17 protein-coding genes are annotated in these 18,636 nt (G+C 73.1%); 8 read left to right on the top strand and 9 right to left on the bottom strand.

From position 1 onward, the window contains the following. Window positions 1–14: 14 nt before the first annotated feature. From ACFVXH_RS07200 to ACFVXH_RS07185, 4 genes are all read right to left on the bottom strand, one after another. Window positions 15–863, bottom strand: coding sequence for a helix-turn-helix domain-containing protein (locus ACFVXH_RS07200; protein WP_387821060.1), 849 nt, complete (start codon window positions 861–863; stop codon window positions 15–17). A 9-nt stretch (window positions 864–872) separates the two neighbouring features. After that, on the bottom strand, window positions 873–1,385 hold the full coding sequence (locus ACFVXH_RS07195; RefSeq protein ID WP_387821057.1) for a DUF6879 family protein: 513 nt from the start codon (window positions 1,383–1,385) through the stop codon (window positions 873–875). A gap of 1 nt (window position 1,386) precedes the next feature. Further along, a complete protein-coding gene (locus ACFVXH_RS07190; RefSeq protein ID WP_375874338.1) occupies window positions 1,387–1,710 on the bottom strand; it encodes a hypothetical protein in 324 nt (107 codons plus the stop codon). A gap of 243 nt (window positions 1,711–1,953) precedes the next feature. Beyond that, complete coding sequence (locus ACFVXH_RS07185) at window positions 1,954–2,853, bottom strand: DUF1963 domain-containing protein (protein ID WP_387821053.1); 900 nt, start codon at window positions 2,851–2,853, stop codon at window positions 1,954–1,956. A 327-nt stretch (window positions 2,854–3,180) separates the two neighbouring features. Here ACFVXH_RS07185 and ACFVXH_RS07180 point away from each other — a divergent pair, with 327 nt between their 5' ends. Beyond that, window positions 3,181–4,779 (top strand): alpha/beta fold hydrolase, encoded by a 1,599-nt coding sequence (locus ACFVXH_RS07180; protein ID WP_387821050.1) that lies wholly within the window; start codon window positions 3,181–3,183, stop codon window positions 4,777–4,779. Between the two features lie 224 nt (window positions 4,780–5,003). Further along, window positions 5,004–5,768, top strand: coding sequence for a hypothetical protein (locus ACFVXH_RS07175; RefSeq protein WP_387821047.1), 765 nt, complete (start codon window positions 5,004–5,006; stop codon window positions 5,766–5,768). Between the two features lie 294 nt (window positions 5,769–6,062). Here the strand turns inward: ACFVXH_RS07175 and ACFVXH_RS07170 are convergent, their stop codons facing one another. Together ACFVXH_RS07170 and ACFVXH_RS07165 are read right to left on the bottom strand one after the other, a co-directional pair. After that, on the bottom strand, window positions 6,063–6,581 hold the full coding sequence (locus ACFVXH_RS07170) for a cupin domain-containing protein (protein WP_387821044.1): 519 nt from the start codon (window positions 6,579–6,581) through the stop codon (window positions 6,063–6,065). A gap of 126 nt (window positions 6,582–6,707) precedes the next feature. Further along, window positions 6,708–7,172, bottom strand: a complete 465-nt coding sequence (locus tag ACFVXH_RS07165; protein ID WP_387821041.1) for a MarR family winged helix-turn-helix transcriptional regulator — start codon at window positions 7,170–7,172, stop codon at window positions 6,708–6,710. Between the two features lie 125 nt (window positions 7,173–7,297). On the opposite strand from ACFVXH_RS07165, the gene ACFVXH_RS07160 reads away from it, so the two are divergent. Next, on the top strand, window positions 7,298–8,806 hold the full coding sequence (locus ACFVXH_RS07160; RefSeq protein WP_387821038.1) for an alpha/beta hydrolase: 1,509 nt from the start codon (window positions 7,298–7,300) through the stop codon (window positions 8,804–8,806). Between the two features lie 10 nt (window positions 8,807–8,816). On the opposite strand, the gene ACFVXH_RS07155 is transcribed toward ACFVXH_RS07160, so the two are convergent. Then, window positions 8,817–9,989, bottom strand: a complete 1,173-nt coding sequence (locus ACFVXH_RS07155; RefSeq protein WP_387821035.1) for a helix-turn-helix domain-containing protein — start codon at window positions 9,987–9,989, stop codon at window positions 8,817–8,819. A gap of 90 nt (window positions 9,990–10,079) precedes the next feature. On the opposite strand from ACFVXH_RS07155, the gene ACFVXH_RS07150 reads away from it, so the two are divergent. Beyond that, entirely contained in the window at window positions 10,080–10,241 is a 162-nt protein-coding gene (locus ACFVXH_RS07150) for a hypothetical protein (protein WP_387821032.1), read from the top strand. A 34-nt stretch (window positions 10,242–10,275) separates the two neighbouring features. After that, window positions 10,276–10,920: a DUF6368 family protein gene (locus tag ACFVXH_RS07145; RefSeq protein ID WP_387821028.1), complete on the top strand. Its 645-nt coding sequence runs from the start codon at window positions 10,276–10,278 to the stop codon at window positions 10,918–10,920. 175 nt (window positions 10,921–11,095) lie between these two features. On the opposite strand, the gene ACFVXH_RS07140 is transcribed toward ACFVXH_RS07145, so the two are convergent. Continuing rightward, window positions 11,096–11,983 (bottom strand): LysR family transcriptional regulator, encoded by an 888-nt coding sequence (locus ACFVXH_RS07140; RefSeq protein ID WP_387821025.1) that lies wholly within the window; start codon window positions 11,981–11,983, stop codon window positions 11,096–11,098. A gap of 65 nt (window positions 11,984–12,048) precedes the next feature. On the opposite strand from ACFVXH_RS07140, the gene ACFVXH_RS07135 reads away from it, so the two are divergent. Beyond that, window positions 12,049–12,867, top strand: a complete 819-nt coding sequence (locus ACFVXH_RS07135; RefSeq protein ID WP_387821022.1) for an NAD(P)-dependent oxidoreductase — start codon at window positions 12,049–12,051, stop codon at window positions 12,865–12,867. Between the two features lie 63 nt (window positions 12,868–12,930). Here the strand turns inward: ACFVXH_RS07135 and ACFVXH_RS07130 are convergent, their stop codons facing one another. Further along, the gene (locus ACFVXH_RS07130) at window positions 12,931–16,311 is read right to left on the bottom strand and encodes an ALF repeat-containing protein (protein ID WP_387821019.1); all 3,381 of its coding nucleotides are present in this window, start codon (window positions 16,309–16,311) and stop codon (window positions 12,931–12,933) included. Between the two features lie 416 nt (window positions 16,312–16,727). On the opposite strand from ACFVXH_RS07130, the gene ACFVXH_RS07125 reads away from it, so the two are divergent. Next, the gene (locus ACFVXH_RS07125; RefSeq protein ID WP_375874328.1) at window positions 16,728–17,249 is read left to right on the top strand and encodes a hypothetical protein; all 522 of its coding nucleotides are present in this window, start codon (window positions 16,728–16,730) and stop codon (window positions 17,247–17,249) included. A 46-nt stretch (window positions 17,250–17,295) separates the two neighbouring features. Next, on the top strand, window positions 17,296–18,636 hold a 1,341-nt coding region (locus tag ACFVXH_RS07120; RefSeq protein WP_387821015.1), incomplete at its 3' end, for a trypsin-like serine protease.

The raw sequence follows: 18,636 nt of genomic DNA, 5'->3' as shown, positions 1-18,636 counted from the left end.
CAGTTGCAAAGCAGTCACCCGAGAGAGTCAATCGCCTCTGTGATCAGGGTGCGAGCGGCGGTGCCGTGCACGGCATCTGCGGCCAGTTCCCCGAACCGGCTGATGTACATGGCCACTTCGGAGGGCTGCGTGATCTGGAGGTAACCGGAGACGAGTTCGACGTTGGCCTGTGACGAGTCGTAGAGCGAGAACGCTTCGACGTGCATCGAGTGGCGCGAGTATCCCCTCGGAACGATTCCCAGGCTCACGTTCGCCAGGGAGGCGACAGCGGTCAGGTGGACGAGTTGGCCGGCGGCTACCTCCGTGCCGCCAAGACCGTGATACAGGCATGCCTCCTCGATGATGAAGGCGAAGGTCTTCCCGTGGTCCCTCAGGATCTCCTGTCGCTCCATACGCACCTGCACAGCCTCTTCCACGTCGTCCACGGCAACACGACGGCGTTGGGTGGCTTGGAGTACCGAGCGGGTGTAGTCCCGGGTTTGGAGGAGACCGTGCAGGATGCCAGGTGTGTACGCCCGGAACCGTGTGGTTCGCTCGTACAACGGCAGGACCATCTCCTGGGCGCGCTTGAGCCCGCTCCGCTCCATGCGTCGCCACTCGGTGAACATGGTCTCTACCGAGCGGAGGGAAGCCACCAGGTCCGCGGCCTGGTCGTCTGCTCCGCAGGCCCGGCACCAGTCCCTGACGTCCTGCTCGGACGGTGCCGTGATCGCGTTCTCGACGCGGGAGCACTTCGACTTGCTCCAACCGCACGCGCCGGCGAGAGCAGGTCCGGTGAGCCCGGAGTCCTTACGGATCTCCTTGAGCCGTTCGGCCAGAGCTATCCGGGCCTGCTGAACGCTCGATGAGCGAGAGGTGCGCATCTCGTTCGGTTACTTGAGCACGTAGTCCGCGTGCGGAGTCGCCCTGTGCCACACGGTCTCGAAGGCGTTCTTCACGAGCTGAACGACGGTGGGTTCGGTCGTCCACTCCCGGTCCACCACATCCCCGTCACCCGAGAAGAAGGTGAACATGACCTTGGAGTCATCGAACATCCACAGGTCGGTTCCGGGCAGAGCGATGTCTGCCGCCAACCGGCGTGGAAGCCAGCGAACCTGCTCGCCGATGGCCACGTTCAGGAATGTCACGTGGTGCTCGTAGCGGATGTACTCCGTGACCGGCTCGGAGACGATCCGAGCCCGGCGCATGACCACGCCACGGTCAATCACCTCTCCGGCGAAGGTGGTCCAGTTCTGGAACCACTCCGGCCGGTCGTCCGGGCTGTAGCGAAGCCCCTCCCGATAGCGCTGGAACTGCGGGTCGTTCGGTGTGTAGCTGTCGCGCATCTCCAGGTGCACGGCAGAGAACTTGGCCTCTGCCATGGCCGTGGCGATCGGGTTGGCCACGCTACTCCTTCTCGTCCTCTTGAGTGGCCAGCCTTGCGGCGAGGTCCACGATGAACTTGATCATTTCTTCCGGGAGGCGGATCACGGTCTCGTGGTCAGGCACGTCAGTCGAGTGCCCGGGGACCGAACCAACCTCCTTGCAGCGGTTCAAGTCCTCATCGCTGGCCTTGTAGGACTGGATGAGCAGGTCGCCGTTCTCCGGGTCACGCCAGATCGTCGGCGAGTCGACCTCTGGCGTGTTGGAGATGATCCCGATGAACTGTAGAGGCTCCACGATGCTCCCTGTGATTCCGGTTCCGCGTAGTTGCACAACCGGCGGGCTCATCCTGGCGCGTACACGACCGACCTGTCAGGCGTCTCCTTTTCTGGCGGACTGTCAACTTGGCCTCCCGGAGTCCGGCGAGAGCACAAGTAGCCGTGCGGGTAAGGGGAAAGCCCCATCTACCCTGCTGCTCGACAGACCTGGTCCCGCAGACAGCGGCTACGAAAGAGCGAGAAGCGGCACCGCACGATCCGACCACCTCGGGCGCTGAGGCCCGCCGGGGGCGGACGGCCGGGCGGCGGCGCCTCAGGAGCAGTCCCAGTGGTGGTCCACCGGGCGGTCCGGGCAGGACCGGCACTCGAAGACGTACACCCCGCCCGCGTCCCCGATCATCAGCCCGGCGGGGCTGTGCGCCCCGCGGCCGCCGTCGGCGTCCCGGCGCTCCTCGCCGGTCTCGTCGTCCTTGTCCTCCAGCGGGAGCCAGGTGCGGTACGACTGACCGTCGTACTCCCAGCTGCTCACCGTCAGGAGGTGCTCCATCGTCCGCCCGCAGGTCGGGCAGTCCGGCCAGCAGGGCTCCTGGGTCCAGCCCGGGTACCCGCCGAGCTTGATCCCCGGGGCCTCGGCCAGGTGGTAGCCGTACCGCAGGCCGGTGCGGGCCCGCAGCTCCTCCATCCGCACGCTCAGCTCCGGGCCCAGGCCCTCCGGCATGTCCCAGCTCGGGTAGTCGACCACCGGCTCGGGGTGCAGGACGCACGGCGCCGGGATGCTGTCCTTCGGCGCGGTGCCCACGGTCGGCGGCACGGAGGCGAGGGCCGGCCCGACCTCCTCGGAGCTCCGCCAGCGCACCAGGGGCGTCGCGGTCGGGCAGCGGCCGATGATGAACGGGCACCAGAGCACCTGGAGCAGGTCCGTCCCGGCGGGGAAGGCGAGTTGGGGCACGTCCCGGCGGTGGATCTGGACGACGGGGACCAGCGGCACCGGCCCCTCCGCGGCGGGCCCGCCCCACTCCCCCGGGTGGCTGGTGCTCGGGCACAGCGGCCACGGCTCGTCGGCGGGCCACAGCGGCGGCCCGCCGACCGAGCTCTCGGCCGCGGACGGGCTGCCGGCGCGCGGGTGGAGGCGTACGGCGTCGCGGCGCAGCGGCACCAGTTCGGGGAACAGCTGCTCTAGGTCCACGGCGCGCTTCGGGGTGGTGCGGGTCATCGTCGTCTCCATCGGGCGGTGCTCGGGCGGGCACCGCGTACCCGCCGACGGCATCACCGTAGGACACGCCACCGACAGCGGCCTCGCCCGCCGTCCGGCCCGCCCGGCGACGGCGGGCCGGACGGGAGCACCTCCACTTCGGGCGGGCGGGGATGTCAATGCCGTGGACACTGACCATCCGGTCCCCGGCGTCCGTTTTTTGACGTACCGTCAGCTCGCACAGGTGCAGGTGTCCTCCGTAGACACGGCCGCCGGTACCGCGATCGTCGTCACGACCCCTGCCTTCGCCACGGCCCGCGCCGGGCCCCGCACCGCCGAGGAGACGTCATGAGCGAACCACGCCCCCGCACCGCCGAGCCACACCGCACCGAACCACGCCCCGCCGGGCCGCGCGCCCGCCGCCGCACCCTCGCGGCCGGCCTCGCCCTCGCCGCCGCCCTGACCACGGCCGCCGCGACCGTCCCCGCCCAGGCCGCCACCGCCCAGGCGCTCGACCGCTACTACCAGCAGCGCCCCGACTGGCACAGCTGCGTCCAGGGCCCGGACGACCAGGTGGGCGCCGACCTGGAGAAGGCCGGCGCCCGCTGCGCGGAGGTCACCGTGCCGCTCGACTACGGCGACCCCGGCGGACGCACCGTCACCCTCGCGCTCTCCCGGATCAAGGCCACCGACACCCGCCACCGGATCGGCACGCTGCTGCTGAACGACGGCGGCCCCGGCAGTCCGACGCTCGGCGCACCGACGAGGGTGCACGCCGCGTTGAAGGACACCGCCGCCCGCTTCGACATCGTCGGGCTGGACCAGCGTTTCGCCGGCCGCAGCGCCCCCCTCGACTGCGACTGGCCGATCGGCTACAACATCACCTCCGCCGGGACCACCCGGGCCTCCTTCGAGCGCCAGGTCACCTTCCAGCGGGACCTCGCGGCCCGGTGCCGTTCGGCGGCCGGGGACCTGCTGCCGCACGCGAGCACCCGCGACGCGGCCCGGGACATGGACGTGGTGCGGGGCGCGCTCGGCGAGCGGCGGATCTCCTACCTCGGCCTCTCGTACGGCACCTACCTGGGCACGGTGTACTCCCAGATGTTCCCCGGCCGCTTCGACCGGGTGGTCCTGGACGGCGCGCTGGCCCCGGACCACGTCGGGCCGGAGCTGCTCCCCAACATGGTGCGGGCGAACGAGCGGGCGTTCGCCGACTGGGCGGACTGGGCGGCGCGGCGCAACGACACCTACGGGCTGGGCCGCACCCGCGAGGAGGTGGTCGCCGGGGTGCTGCGGACGGTCGGGGCGGCCTCGGCGCGCCCGCTCGTCCTCGGCACCGGCGCGGACGCCTTCGAACTCGACGACACCCGGGTGCCGCTGCTGGTGTTCGGGAACCTCCAGGGCGACTCCGACCCTGAACGGGCGGGCCTCGCCGAGCTGATGGCGGTGCTCGCCGAGGCCGCGGCGGGCCGGCCGGTCACCCCCTCGGCCGAGACCACCGCCCTGCTGCGCTTCCTGTTCACCCCGCAGGGCTCGCAGGCCGGCAGCGTCTCCCAGGCCATCCTGTGCGCGGACGGTACGGCGCCGCGCGATCCCGAGGAGTACTGGCGCCGGATCGAGCGCGACCGCGCCCGGTACCCGCTGTCCGGCCCGCTGCTCGACAACATCTCCCCGTGCGCCTTCCTGGACGCCCCGCGCGAGGCGCCCACCGAGGTGCGCCGCGACGCCCAGGCGCTGATCCTCTCCGCCACCGGCGACCCGCGCGCCCCCTACCGGGACGGCGTCGCCCTGCACGGGCTGCTGCCCAGCTCCCGGCTGCTGACCCTGCGGGGCGCCGACCAGCACGGGCTGTACGGGACGTACGGCAACGCGTGCGTGGACGACACGGTCAACGCCTACCTGGCGGGCGGGCGCCTGCCGGAGGCCGACGTGACCTGCACCAAGTAGCGGCAGCGTCCCGCCGCCGTCCGCACGCGGTCCGGGCGGCGGCGGACGGCGTGCGTTCGCGCTCGTGCTCGTGCTCGTGCTCGTGCTCGTGCTCGCGCTCGCGCTCGCGCTCGGCAACGGCTCGGGCACGCTGGGGAGTTGAGTACGGGGGCGGATTGCGGGCCGCGGCGCGGGCGGGCCAGGGTGTGGGCGCGGACGCGCGCGACCCGAGAGGATCCCTGCCGGTGAAGAAGCTGCTGAAGGACGTGGCGACGAGCCTCGTGTACCTCGTCGTCATGCTGGTGAACCCGCTCCTCAACGGCATGCAGTCGCTGCGGGCGCACCACTGGCCGACCGAGCGGCGCAAGCTCAGGCTGATCGGTTCACCGACGGCGCGGGCGGCCCGGGCGGCGGAGCGGGAGCGGATCCGGGCGCTGGTCGAGGCGCTGGGGGCGGTGGAGGGGGTCGAGCACCTGCTGACCCAGGTGCTGGACCAGTCCACCCGCCCGTCCACCTACGGCCTGGACCACCCCCGGGACACCCTGCTGGTCTGCCGGATCCACGCCCGCGCCTACTTCGTCGTCCGGGAGGATGTCCTCGACGTCCTGCGGCGGATCGAGGCGGCGAACGTGGCCGAGTGGCAGGCCAACGGGCAGGGGCCGGACCCGCACGGGAGCCTGGAGCACGCGCTGCGCTGGTACCGCGACGGCGGCGTCGACGCCAACGGCTGGCGGATGGACCCCCCTTGCCTGTCCAGCCCCGGTGCGAAGCTGACCTGGGACCGGCCCGGCATCCCGCCCCGGGACCCGATCCCGGCGGGCCCGTACCCCGACCGGCTCTTCGTGCTGGAGCAGACCCCGCCGGACGCGGACGCGGCACGGCTGCTGGACGAGGCCCGTGCGGACGGGCGGGGCGTGGTCCTGGAGCTGGCCTTCGGCGCGGGCTGGGTCGACCACTGCCAGTACCACAAGGTGGCGCGCGGCGGCTTCGCGGGGCGCGGGCGGCTCTGAGCGGGGGGTGCCCGGTGGGGCCGGGGCGCCCGGACGGCCTCTCCGGGCCCGTCCGGGCACCCTCACCGGCTCACCGGCTCACCCGTTCAGCCGCGTTTCAGCACTGGGGGCGGCGGCCGTGGTTGGCCCCGTGCTTGGCCCTGGCCTTCTTCTTGCGGCGGCGCTTCGACGACATGGCCACTCCTCTCGCAGCCGGGACTTCCGGTCTTCCACCGTTCCACACCCGGGCGGCCCCGGCCCGTCGAGCGCCCCGGCCCGTCGAGGACCCTGGCCCGTCGAGCGGCCCCGCGGGTCTCAGGCGCCGTCGCCCGCCAGGGCCGCGCGCCAGGCGGGGCTGTCGACGTAGTGGTTGTCGAAGCGCTCGGAGGAGGCCGCGATCGCCCCCGGCGCGGTCTCGCCGCGCATGACGCTGCCCAGCAGCCGCAGGTAGTCGAAGCGGTCCATGCCGGGCGCGAACACGCACAGCACGTCGGCCTCGGAGCCCGGGGCGGCGGCGAAGGCGTGCGGAGTGTGCGGGGGCACGGCCAGGAAGTCGCCCGCGCCCAGCACGGTGACCTCCTCGCCGACCAGCACCCGCAGCGAGCCGCCGATCACGAAGAACAGCTCCCAGGCCCGGGTGTGGAAGTGCGCGGGCGCCCCGGGGGCGCCGGCGGCGAAGGTGGAGCGGTAGACGGTGAAGCCGCCCTCGCCCGGGGCCGAGTCGGCGAGCAGCGTCATGGTGGAGCTCGGGTCGGCGCAGATCTCGGCCTCGGCGCAGCGGGTCAGCACGGGGGCGGCAGTGGTGGCGGGGGCGGTGTTCCTCGTCGTCGTCATGTGACCAACCTACGGCCGGAAAGACCCACGATCAGGTGGCAATCAGCGACCGTTTCCATGGGTCAATTTCCTCCCGCCGACCCGCCTCCCCGCATCCTCGGCCTCCCCCGTGCCGCCCGGGCGCCGTCAGTCGGGGAGGTTCCCGTTGCCGCCCAGGTTCGCCACCATCCGGCGCAGCACGTTGACCGTGGTCACGAACTCCTCGGTGCCGATGCCCTCGTGGGCGCGTTCGCTGACCGCCAGGTTGCGCTCGCGGGCGCGCAGGCGGCCGGCCTCGCCCTCCTCGGTCAGGGTGAACGCCCCGTCGGCGTCCTCGGTCAGCCAGCCGCGGGCGATCAGGTCGTCGAAGACGGCGTCGAAGACGGTGCCCTGGTCGTCGTACGGGGCGAGCCGCTCGGCCAGGGTCGTGCGGGTCCACCCGCCGGGCCGGCCGGCGGCGTGGTTGAGCGTCCACCAGTGCGGCTGGGTGAGGCCTTCCACCGCGAGCTGCACGCGCAGGCCGTCCACCACCAGGCGGCGGAAGAGCTCGCCGGTCCACGCCCCGATGGGCTGGGCGGCGATGGTCTGTGGTTCGTAGGTCTTGATCGTCATGTCCGGTGCTCCTTCACCTGGTCGTCAGGACACGACCGACCGTAGGACTTCAAGCCGCCTTGAGGTCAAGGCAGTTCCGGGACCCGGGGCTCTGCGATGGTCAACTCCCTTCTAGGGTGGCCCATATGAAGACCGCACCGGCGCTCGCCGCCGCCCTCGCCCTGTCCGCGGCCGCCGTACTCGGCGCGGCCGCCCCCGCCTCCCCCACGTCCTCGGCCTCCCCCGCCGCCGACCCGCTGGAGCGCTTCCACCGCCAGCAGCTCGCCTGGTCCCCCTGCCAGGAACCGCAGTTGGCCGCCGCCGGCGCCGAGTGCGCGGCCCTGGCCGTCCCGCTGGACTACCGCGAGCCGCGGGGCCGCACCCTCTCCCTGGCCGTCTCCCGGATCCGCTCCGCCGACCCCGCCAAACGGCGCGGGATACTCCAGACCAACCCCGGCGGGCCCGGCGAGCGCGGGCTGGACATGCCGGCCGCGCTGCGGGAGCAGCTGGCGCCCGGGACGGCGGCGGCCTACGACCTCGTCGGCATGGATCCGCGCGGGGTCGGCGCCGGCGGCCCGGACTGCGGCCTCACCCGCGGCACCTGGCTGCGCTCGACCGGCACCGGCCAGGCCGGCTTCGAGCAGGCCTGGCGCCTGGCCAAGGCCGACGCGGACGCCTGCTGGAGCAAGTACCCGGACCTGCTGCCCCACCTGACCACCCGCAACACCGCCCGGGACGTCGACGTGCTGCGCGCCGCGCTGGGCGAGCAGCGGACCTCCTTCTTCGGGCAGTCCTACGGCGCGATGCTGGGCGCGGTGTACGCGCAGCTGTTCCCCCGGCGCGTCGACCGGCTGGTGCTGGACAGCGCCCTCGACCCGGCCCGGTACGGCGTCGGGGCGTTCCAGGACATGGGCGGCGCCAACGAGCGCGCCCTGGACGACTTCGCCGCCTGGGCCGCGCCGCGCGACGCCGCCCACCACCTGGGCGCCACCCCGGCGGCGGTGCGGTCCACCGTCGAGGGTCTGGTCCGGCGGGCCGAGGCGGCGCCGATCGCCGTCGACGGCCACCGGCTCGACGGCGCCCTGCTGCCGGTCCTGCTCGCGGTCTTCCAGAGCGACGACCGCGACAGCGCCGAATACGCGGACGCGCTGCGCCAGTTGCTGGACGCCGCCGACGGCCGGCCGGTACAGGCGGGCCCGGCCCTGCACCAGCTGCTGACCATGCTCCTCGCCCCGGGCCCGGAGGCCGGCGCCGGCCTGTCGTCCACGGTCGCCATCGTGTGCGACGACGTGGCGATGCCCCGCTCGGCCGCGTGGTACCGCGACGCCGTCGAACGCTCCCGCGCCACCGAGCCGGTCTTCGGCCCGGTCTACAACGGCCCGGTCCCGTGCGCCTCCTGGCGCGGCGCCCCGCTGGAGCCGCCGGTCGAGGTCCGCAACGCCGTCCCCGCCCTCCAGCTCCACGCCACCGGCGACACCCACGCCCCCTACCAGGGCGCCCTCGCCCTCCACGCCCGCCTGTCCGGCTCCCGCCTGGTCACCGTCCCGGGCCGTGTCCACACCCTCACCCTCAACGGCTACAGCCCGTGCGCGAACGCGGCGGTGGACACCTACCTGTCGACGGGGGCGCTGCCGGCCTCGGACACCGTCTGCTGAGCGAAAGCGGCTACGGGCGGCGTTCAGCCAGCGCCGCCCGCATGGCCTCCAGCTGGTTCTGGAGATGCTCCGTCCAGTAGTCATCCTTGCTCGTCAGAAGCTCTCGCGACCTCTCCACCATGGCCTTTTGCAGATCGAAATCCAGGTCCGTATTGCCGTGATCCACACACGCCTTATGGAACCGGACGAGATTCCCAACAGGCGCAACATTGGCCAGTGTTGTGATGAGGTTCGAACGTGCTTCGCTCTTCCTGTCCTCTCCAGAGAGCCAGCGGAAGAGGTCAATAGGCCTCCGCAGACGGACAAGTCCATGTTCAACCATGACACTCTCACGGAAGCGAGACATGGAGTTGAGCTCATGGGCAAGGCTAACGACGTGCCGAACGGGATAGCCGAGAACGATTTGCTCGATGAGGCGGTCGGCGGCGTCGTCTTCGTCAGCATCACGCAGGTAAACGACCGTGGCGCAGATGCCCGCCAGATCCCCCGTGCCGCTACTCTCCCACAGGGCCAGTTCGGCATCCGTGGCGCGGGTGATCTGGTCGAGGGTCTCGGCGTCCCTCTCACGCAGCCTGAGCATGGCCCCCGCCTGCCGGATCCGGTCCTCCAACTGCACGATGCGATCGAGTGCGGCATCCCGTTCATCGGTCAGTACACGGATCTCCTCGCGACTACCGAAGGTCAGTTCCTCCAGCGCGTCCTCCGCGTCCTGGCGCCGTTTACGCTCGTCGTGGAGTTCCTGCTGGAGGTCGGCCAGCTCCTGGATCGCCTCGGCTCGGTGGTGGTCAAGCTCCTCGCGGGCGGCGGCGAGTTCGAACTCACGGGCCTGCAGCGGATTGCGCACGCGCACCGCCGCGTACATCAGCGCCCGGATCTCCGCCGCCTCGGCCTGCGAGACCTCCGTACCCGCGCACTCGGCCGCCAGGCGGTGCAGCCGAGTGGCGATCTCCAGGCGGGGCACCTCCCGGCCGTTGAGGAACTTCGACAGCCGGGTCCTGTCGACACCCAGCCGTTCGGCCAGTTCCTCCGAGGTGAGGCCGGTCCGCTCCCTCAGCTCGCGCAGGCACTCCGCACAGCGCCGCTGCGGCTGCGACAGCCGTTCGTCGAGCGGGGCCAGCCCCCTCCGCACGGGCACCCCGTGTCCGTCTCCATGTTGCACCGTCGGCAAGTTGCGCTCTCCCACCGCAAGTCCCGGTTGCGACCTGACGCAACCACCGTGCAGACCATTGTGATGGGCGCTGTACCGAGAGTCGTCCCGTCCACGGAGATCCCCATGCCCCGACAGCAGCGTTCCCGTCCCCCTCGCCCGTTCCTGGAGTTCCGCGTGGGCGGCTTCCGCCTGACCCTGCGGTCCCGGCCCCGCCACCTGGCCGTGCTGCTCCTCGGCGGCCCGGCGGTCAGCGCCCTGACCGCCGTCCTCGCCGCGCGCCGTTAGGACGTCAGGACGTGTCGCGTCAACGATCACGCGTGTGCCTCCAGGACCTGGTAGAACCGGGGCTGCCCGTGGCACCGGACCACGCGCGTCTGGAGGCATCGTGTCGGGACCGGCAGTCGGGCTGTGGCTCTTCGAACCTTGCTCCTTCGGGGACGTCCTGGCCGGAGTGGTCCCGTGGTTGGAGACCTTCTGCGAGCCGGTCAGGACCCAGGCCGGTGGCGATCTGGCCTTCCGGGTACGGGAGGCTTCGCCCTTGGGGCTGCGGGACTTTGATCCGGTCGGCGTCGGCGGCTTCCTCCTGTCGGAGGACGAGTACCTGCCGGCGGACGACGAGGACTACTCGGCCTTCCTGACGCCCCCGGTGCAGGGGCTGGTCCTGTGCGCCGACTGCTCGGGGCAGGAGAACCATCTGCTCCTCGGCCACCTCGCCCTCGCCCTGGCCCGCCGTTTCGGCGCGCTGGTCGACTTCGACGGGGTCCTCGGCTATCGCACTCCGCGTGGTGAGACGCGCGGCGACACGGACCTCACCGGGGCGAGGGCACTGGTGGCGTCCCTACCGGGGAAGGTGGCAGAGGTCTCCTACGACACGGGCGGCGCCGGCCGCTGGTTCCGGCATGTCGGTGACGTGGAGTTCCTGGCCGCCTGGCTTCGGCATCCGGACTTCCACCTGGTCAAGTAGCGGGCCCGGCCCCTCTTGGGCGTCGGATCAGGTCGTGGCGTCCCGCGGCCACAGCACCGGTGACGCGATCAGCACGCCGGCACGGTGGCGGTCGGCCGGCACCGCCGTGCTCCGGCAGCAACGTCGCTGTTCGCGCCCAGGCCGTTGCCGGGCCGGCTCTCCCCGCCCTGTGCCGCTAGCCGACGCCCTCGCGCAGGAGGGCCGCGAAGGCCTCGGCTGCCGGGGGCACCCGCCGGCCGCGCCGCGTGACCGTGTAGACCTGCCGGACCGGGGTGTCGTCGGGGTGCAGGGGGATGAGGGCGATGCCGGGGCGGGTGACGCGGGCGGCGAGGGAGGGGATCAGGGTGATGCCCAATCCGGCGGCCACCAGGCCGAGTTTGGCGGTCCAGGCGGCGACGGTGTACTCGATGCGGGGCTGGAAGCCGCTGCGGACGCAGGCGGCGAGGAGGGTGGATTCGGCGTGGCGGCGGGCGGCGATCCAGGGTTCGTCGGCGAGTTCGGCCAGGCGCAGGCGGCGGCGTCTGGCGAGGCGGTGGCCGCGCGGGAGGGCGACGAGCACCGGGTCGTCCGTGAGCGGCCGGAAGTCGAACCGGTCGCCGGTGTCGGCGGGTTCGGTGTACGAGGCGACCAGGGCGAGGTCGATCGCGCCCTCGGCGAGCAGGTCCAGCAGGTGCGCCGCCAGCCCTTCGGTGAGGCTGATCGCCACGTCCGGGTGCGCGGCGCGGAAGGCGGCGAGGGCGCCGGGGACGAGGGCGGCGTTGGCGCTGTCGAAGGCGCCGACCCGCAGGCGTCCGGCGGTGAGTTCGGTGAGGGCGACCAGGTCGCGCCGGGTGGTGTCGAGCCGTTCCAGCATCGCCTCGGCGTGCGGCAGCAGCGCCCGGCCGTGCTCGGTGAGCCGCACCCCGCGTGCCAGCCGGTCGAACAGTGGTGTGCCCAACTCGGCTTCCAGGGTGGCGATCTGGCGGGAGATCGCGGACTGGGTGAAGCCCAGCCGCTCGCCGGCGGCGGTGAAGGAGCCCAGGTGGGCGACGGTGCGGAAGACGTCCAGCCAAGCCATGTCCATTCCGCATGACTACCATGCGGGACATTCGCTTGTCGCCTGGCTCGTGGCTGCCTAGCGTGGCGGCCATGGAGAAGATCGCTTTTCTGGGACTGGGCCGGATGGGCCTGCCGATGGCCCGCCGACTCGCCGACGCCGGCTACCCGTTGACCGTCTGGAACCGCTCCCCCGGCCGCGCCGGGGACCTCACCGGGGCGGCCGCCGGGGCCGTCAGGGCCACCGAGGCCGCCACCCCGGCGGAGGCCGTGCGCGGCGCGGACGTCGTCGTCACCATGCTGTCCGACCCGGAGGCCGTCACCGAGCTGGCCGGACGGTTCACCGCCGACCTCGCCCCGGGCACCCTGTGGATCGACATGTCCTCGATCGGCCCGCGCGCCACCGCCGCCCTGCACGCCGGACTGCCGGACGGCGTCGCCCTGGTGGACGCCCCGGTGATGGGCAGCACGGGCCCTGCGGCCACCGGCGACCTGACGGTCTTCGCGGGCGGCGAGGACGCCGACCTGGACCGCGCCCAGCCGGTCCTGGAGCACCTGGGCCGGGTACGGCGCTGCGGCGGCCCGGGCTCGGGCGCGGCGCTGAAGGTGGTGGTGATCGGCGCGATCGTCGCCTCCGTCACCGTCCTGGGCGAAGTCCTGGCGGTGGCCGATGAGTTGGGCGTTCCGCAGGAGCAGGCGCGGGAGGTGCTGTCGGCCGGGCCGCTCGCGGGGGTGGCGGCCCGGGCGTTCGGCACGGGGTCGGACTTCCCGGTCCGCCTGGCCGCCAAGGACCTCGCCCTGGCGGGCGGCGGCCCGGTGCTGGCGGCGGCCCGCGAGGTGCTGCTGGCGCATCCGGAGATCGCCGAGGAGGACCTGTCGGCGGTGCCGGGGGCGCTGCTACGCGGCCGGTAGGGCGGCGCCGGGGCGCGCGGCCGCGTGCGGCGGTGGCCGGGGCCACCGCCGCACGGGCGTTCGTCACCAGAAGTGAGGGATCCGCTTCCAGGGCTTCGAGGTGATGAAGTTGACGGCGGCCGATCCGCCACCGATGACGGCCTGGGCTCCCTTGTCCCAGAGGTCCGGCCCGATGCTCTTGAACTTCTTGACCGCGCTTCCCTGCCCGAAGCAGAGGAGGTTGAACCCGAACATGCCGACGGAGGACTGGAACTCCGAGCTGGTCCAGCCGTACCCGATTCCGGACAGCACGGTGCTCAACCCGCCGGCGACCAGCGACGCGACGCCGAGGGTCTCGGAGGCGATCACGCCGGCAGGCCCCACCCCCGGGGCGACCAGGGCCGCCACCGACACGCCCCCCAGCCAGGTGCTCAGGTCGCCGCTCAGCGTGGCGTACCTGCGGGCCCGGGCCTGGGGGTCGATGACGGAATCGAGGTCCGGCAGCGGCCGGGCGGTGTCGTAGGCCACGTTGTCGAAGCGGATGACGTGGTTCGCGGCGTCCTGACGGGCCTGCTCCGCCACCCTGGCCGCCTCCGCCGCCTGCTCCTGCTCGCGCTTGCGGGCCGCGATGTCCCCGGCCTCGGTCGCGGCCCGGCCGGCCTCCTCCGAGCTCTTGCCGGCGGCCAGCGCCGAGGCCCTGGCCTCACCGGCCGACGCGGCGGCACCGGCGGCCGACGCCACCGCGCTGTGGGCCGACGCCGCGGCCTGGTTCGCGGAGTAGTTGGCCTGTCGGCTCGCCAGCCTCGCCGTGGCCGAGGCGGTCTTCGCCTGCTGGGCGGAGGACGCCGCGGCGGTGGCCGAGGCCGTGGCCTCCGCGGCCTTGTTCCGCGCCTCGTCCGCGTAGCCCTTGGCCTGGTCGGCCGACGCGCGGGCCCGGTCGGCCCACTGGCCCGCCTCCTGGGCCGCCGAACGGGCCTGGGCCGCGACCACGGACGCCTCGGCCGCGTTCTGGTTCGCCTGCGCCGCGATCTGGGCGGCGCTCGCGATCAGCGCCCGGACCGCCCCCACGTGGGCGGCGGTGTCCTGGTCCTTCTGGGCCGCCCGGTACTGGCCCCAGTCGACGAAGTCGCTCTGCATCGAGCCCGGGCCGGACATCACGACCTGTCCGAGGGCCGCCACGGTGGGGCCGCCCTGGCCCATGATGGTGAGGACGGACACCCGGTCGTCCTCGGCCTTGGCCTCCCAGTAGCCGGTGGCCAGGAACTCGGTCAGGGCCTTCGCGGAGCGGTCGTTCAGGGCGGCGTTCGCGGCGGCGGTGACCGCCTTGCCCGCGTTGTACATCAGCTTGAGGACCCGGACCCGGTTGTCCTCGGCCTGGACGTCGTGGACGCCCTGGGTGAGGAAGGCCTGGATCCGGTCCGGGCTGTCGGCGGCCAGCGCCTGCTGCGCCGCCTCCGCGAGGCCGGGGCCGCCGAGGGCGGAGAACACCAGGGTCATCTCCCGGTCGTCCTGCCGCAGGGCCTTCGGGTACTGCGACCCGGCCCAGTCGACCACCTCCCGGTCGGTACCGGAGAGCGCGCTCTGGGCGGCCCGGCTGGTCCACGCGCCGCTACTGGACAGCAGGTTGACGGCGGCCCGGCGGCCGGCGGCGGCCGCCGCCGCGGTGTCGACCGCCGGGTCGGCGGCCTTGGCGACCAGCTGTCGGGTTGCCTCGTCGACGGCTGCCGCCCGGGTCGTGGCGGTCTCCCGCGCCCGCTCCTCCGCCGCCGCGGCCTTGCGGAGTGTCGTGGCCTCCTCGACACCCACCTTGGCGTCGGCGTCGATCTGCTCCTGCTCGCTCTCCCGGGCGAGCTTCTCCACGTTCTGGGCCACCGCCACGGCGTCGCTCGCCACCTTCGCGGCGGCCACCGCCGCGTTGGCGTGCTCGGTGGCCTTGTTCGCCCAGTCCTGGGCGTTGCCCGCCTGGTTGGCGGCCTCGTCCGCCGCCTTCGCGGCGTTCTCCGCGTGGGTGGCGGCTCCGTTGGCGGCCGCCTGGGCGTCCTTCGCGGCCGAAGCCGCCCGGGAGGCCAGCGCGTTGGCCCGCTTCGAGGCCGCGTCGGCGGCGGCGGACGCGCTGCGGGCGACAGCCGCCGCCTCCGACGCCCGCCGGGACTGCGCGGTGGCCTGGCCGGCGGACACCCCCGCCGAACTCGCCGCGTCCGCGGCATCCGCCGCGTTGCGCGCAGCGCTGGCCGCGGAGCTCGCGGAGAGCCCGGCCTGCGCGCCCGAGACGGCCGCGCTCGCGGCGGCGTCCGCGGCACTGCGGGCGCCGGCCGCCGCATCCCGGGCGGCCTGCGCCGCGTTGCGGGCCGCCTGGGCCTGGCCGGCGTCCTGGCGGGCCGCCGAGGCGGCCTGGTAGGCGCGCGTGGCGGCCTGACTCGCGGCCGCCGCGGCACTGGCCGCGCCGCGGGCCGCGTTCGCCGCCGTCCGGGCCGCGGCCACCGCCGTGTTGGAGGCCTGGATCGCGGTCCGCGCGGCGTTGGCCGCGCCCTCCGCCGCCTCGGCCGCGCGGTTCGCGGCCCGCCCCGCCTTCACCAGGTCGTTCTTGGCCTCCTCGGCTTCCTTTGCGGCCTTCTGCGCGGCCTCCTTGGCCAGTCGGGAGGCCTCCTGCGCGCGCTCGCCCGCCGCCTTGGCCGCATCGGTCTCGGCCTTGGCCCGCTTACCGGCCTCCGTGGCGGCATCGACGAGCTGACTGATCGTCAGGGTCTCCTGGTCACGGGCGCGGGCCAGCTCCAGCCCGCTCTCCAGGAAGTCCGCGATGTCGTCGGCCGTCCCGCTCAGGGCCCGCTGCGCGAGCTTCTGCACCTCGGGGCCGCCGCCCGCCAGGGCCTTGAGGACCTCGACCCGGTCGTCCTCCTCGCGGGCCTCGACCAGGCCCGCGCCGAGGAAGTCCGTCAGCGCCTTGGCGGAACCGTCGCGCAGGACCTTCTGCGCCGCCTCCTGGACCGCGCGGCCGCCCGTGCTGATGGCGGTCAGCACGGCCACGCGCCGGTCCTCCTGCAGCGGGTCCTGGAAGCCGGTCAGCACGAACTCGTGCAGCTGCGCGTCCGTGCCGTTCAGGGCCTGTTGCGCCGCGGCCCGCACACCGGCGCCGGAGAGGGAGAGCATCTTCAGGACCGCGGCGCGCTCGTCCTCGATGGTCGCCCGCTGCAGACCGGTGGCCAGGAAGCCGCTGATCTCGGCGTCGCTGCCGACCAGCGCGGCCGCCGCGGCGTCCTTGACCGCCGACCCGCCGGCCATCCACGCCTCGACCACCTGGGTGCGCGCGCCCGCGGGCAGCGGCGCCGGCCCCGGATCGGCGGGGACCGCCGCCGCCACCGTCGTGCCGAACACCGCCATGGCCAGCGACAGCGCCGTCACCGCGGTCAGCCGGGCCCGGCGGCGAAGCGTCGGCGGGGGCATGGTCCCGGATAATTTGTCGACCATTTATCCTCGATTCCTTGAGCTCTTTTCAAGCGAAATTCAAAGCCTTTTCTTGGGCATCAGAACCAGCCCATCGAACTGTCACACAGACCATGGACGAACGGGTTCGATGTTGAATTCATGAGCCAGGCCGCAGATCGGGTACAACGAGGCCGTCAGGTTGGAGAAAGCGCTGGTCAGAATGGATTTCTCGTTCGCCTTGCGGCCGGAGGGGCGGATTCCGACGGGGATCGCCGCAGGCCGCTCGGCCCGCAATATTGGCTCGAACAAGACTCTTTTGCGGAACTCGGCGACCGTGATACCAATAGGCGCCCGATCCAATGGCGAGGCACCTGATGCCGCACTGGCTCGGCGCATCGTTTACCTCGATCGCACCATTCCCTTGCCCGTGGAATTCCATACGAGGAGGCCACACCAGCATGAAGACCTTGTTCCGCGTCCTGACCACCGGTGCCGTCGTCGGTGCCGTCGCCCTGACCGGTCTGACCACGGTCGGCGCCGCTCCCCTGCCTGCCGGGGCCGCCACCGCGGACGACACCCCGCCACCGGCCGTCGAGGACTTCGCGTACCCCCAGGCCGACAAGATCTTCCAGGAGCGCGGCATCCGGCTGAAGAGCGGCGACGGCCACATCCTGCTCGCCACCTGCGACAGCCGCCCCGGCCTGCTCGAAGTGAACGCCCGGAACATGAAGACCACCGACCCGGTCGGCCACGGCCGGTTCTGCTTCCAGATCAGCGGCCCGACCGGCCGGCTGAGCCTCGAACTCCCCTCCGTCTACGCCGCCGTGGGCAACGACTACGCCGTGCGCTTCGACATGCGAACGGACACCGAGACCAAGTCCTTCAACGTGACGAAGAACGCCTGGACACCGGTCGGTGAGAGCGCGGACCCGCCGCAGGCGCGCATCTTCAGCCTGCTGGAGATCACCGCCACCGCGTGACGCACGGTCCGCTCCTCCCCGACCACCGACGAAGGAAAGCCTCCCCATGCCCCGCCCGCGCTCCGCACGGACCGCCGGGACGGTCAGCGCCGCCGTCCTCGCCGCCGCCCTGCTCGCCGCAACACCCGCCCCCGCCCTGAACGGCGACACCGCGCCCGCCGGCTCCTACGCCTTCACCGCCAAGCTGGACATCGGCAACGGCCAGCGCGCCTGCACCGGCGCCCTGGTCGACCCGTACTGGATCGTCACCGCCGCCGCCTGCTTCGCCGACAACCCCGCCCAGCCGACGACCGTCCCCGCCGGCCCGCCGGCCCTCAAGGCCACCGCCACCATCGGCCGCACCGACCTCACCACCACGACCGGCCAGGTCCGCGAGATCGCCGAGCTCGTCCCCCGCACCGACCGCGACCTCGTCCTGGCCCGGCTCGCCACCCCCGTCACCGACATCACCCCGCTCGTCGTGGCCACCACCGCCCCCGCCGCCGGTGAGGACCTGCTGGTGACGGGCTACGGCCGCACCAAGGCCGAGTGGGTGCCCGACAAGCTCCACAGCGCCGCCTTCACCGTCGGCGCCGGCGACCCGACCGGTCTCGCCATCGCCGCCAAGGCCCCCGCGGACGCCGCCGTCTGCAAGGGCGACACCGGCGGCCCCGCCCTGCGCAAGGTCGGCGACCGCTACGAACTCGCCGCCCTCAACAGCCGCTCCTGGCAGAACGGTTGCCTCGGCGCCGCCCCGACCACCCGCACCGGCGCGTACGAGACCCGGGTCGACGACCTCGGGGGCTGGATCCAGCAGGCCGTGTCCGCCTGGTCCGCCGTGGTCGCCGCCCGTTCCGGGGGCCGCAGCACCGTCTACAACCCGGACACCAGGACCGCCGAGACCTTCGCCCTGCGCAGCGACGGCGCCATGATCCACGCCTACAACACCAACGGCGAGGGCTGGTCCGGCTGGTACGTCCTCGGCGACGGCGCGCGGTTCACCGGTTCCCCGGCCGTCGTCCACAACCCGGTCACCAACACCCTCGACGTGTTCGCCACCGGCACCGACGGGTCCATCTACCGGGCGACGTGGAGCCGCGCCACCGGCTGGTCGGCCTGGACCATGACCGCCGACTGGAAGTTCCGCGGCTCCCCCACCACCGTCTACAACCCGGACACCCGGACCGCCGAGGTCTTCGCCCTGCGCGCCGACGGCGTCATGGCCCACCTCTACAACACCGAAGGGGCGGGCTGGCACGGCTGGTTCACCCTCAACCCCGGAGGTGCCTTCGTCGGCGTACCGGCCGTCCTGCACAACCCGGTCACCAACACCCTCGACGTGTTCGCCACCGGCACCGACGGGTCCATCTACCGGGCGACGTGGAACCGGGCCGGCGGCTGGACACCG

This window comes from Kitasatospora sp. NPDC058184 (assembly GCF_042883725.1).
Taxonomy (GTDB): domain Bacteria; phylum Actinomycetota; class Actinomycetes; order Streptomycetales; family Streptomycetaceae; genus Kitasatospora.
The sequence above is the reverse complement of the archived record's forward strand: the minus strand, read 5'-3'. Positions and strand labels throughout refer to the sequence as shown.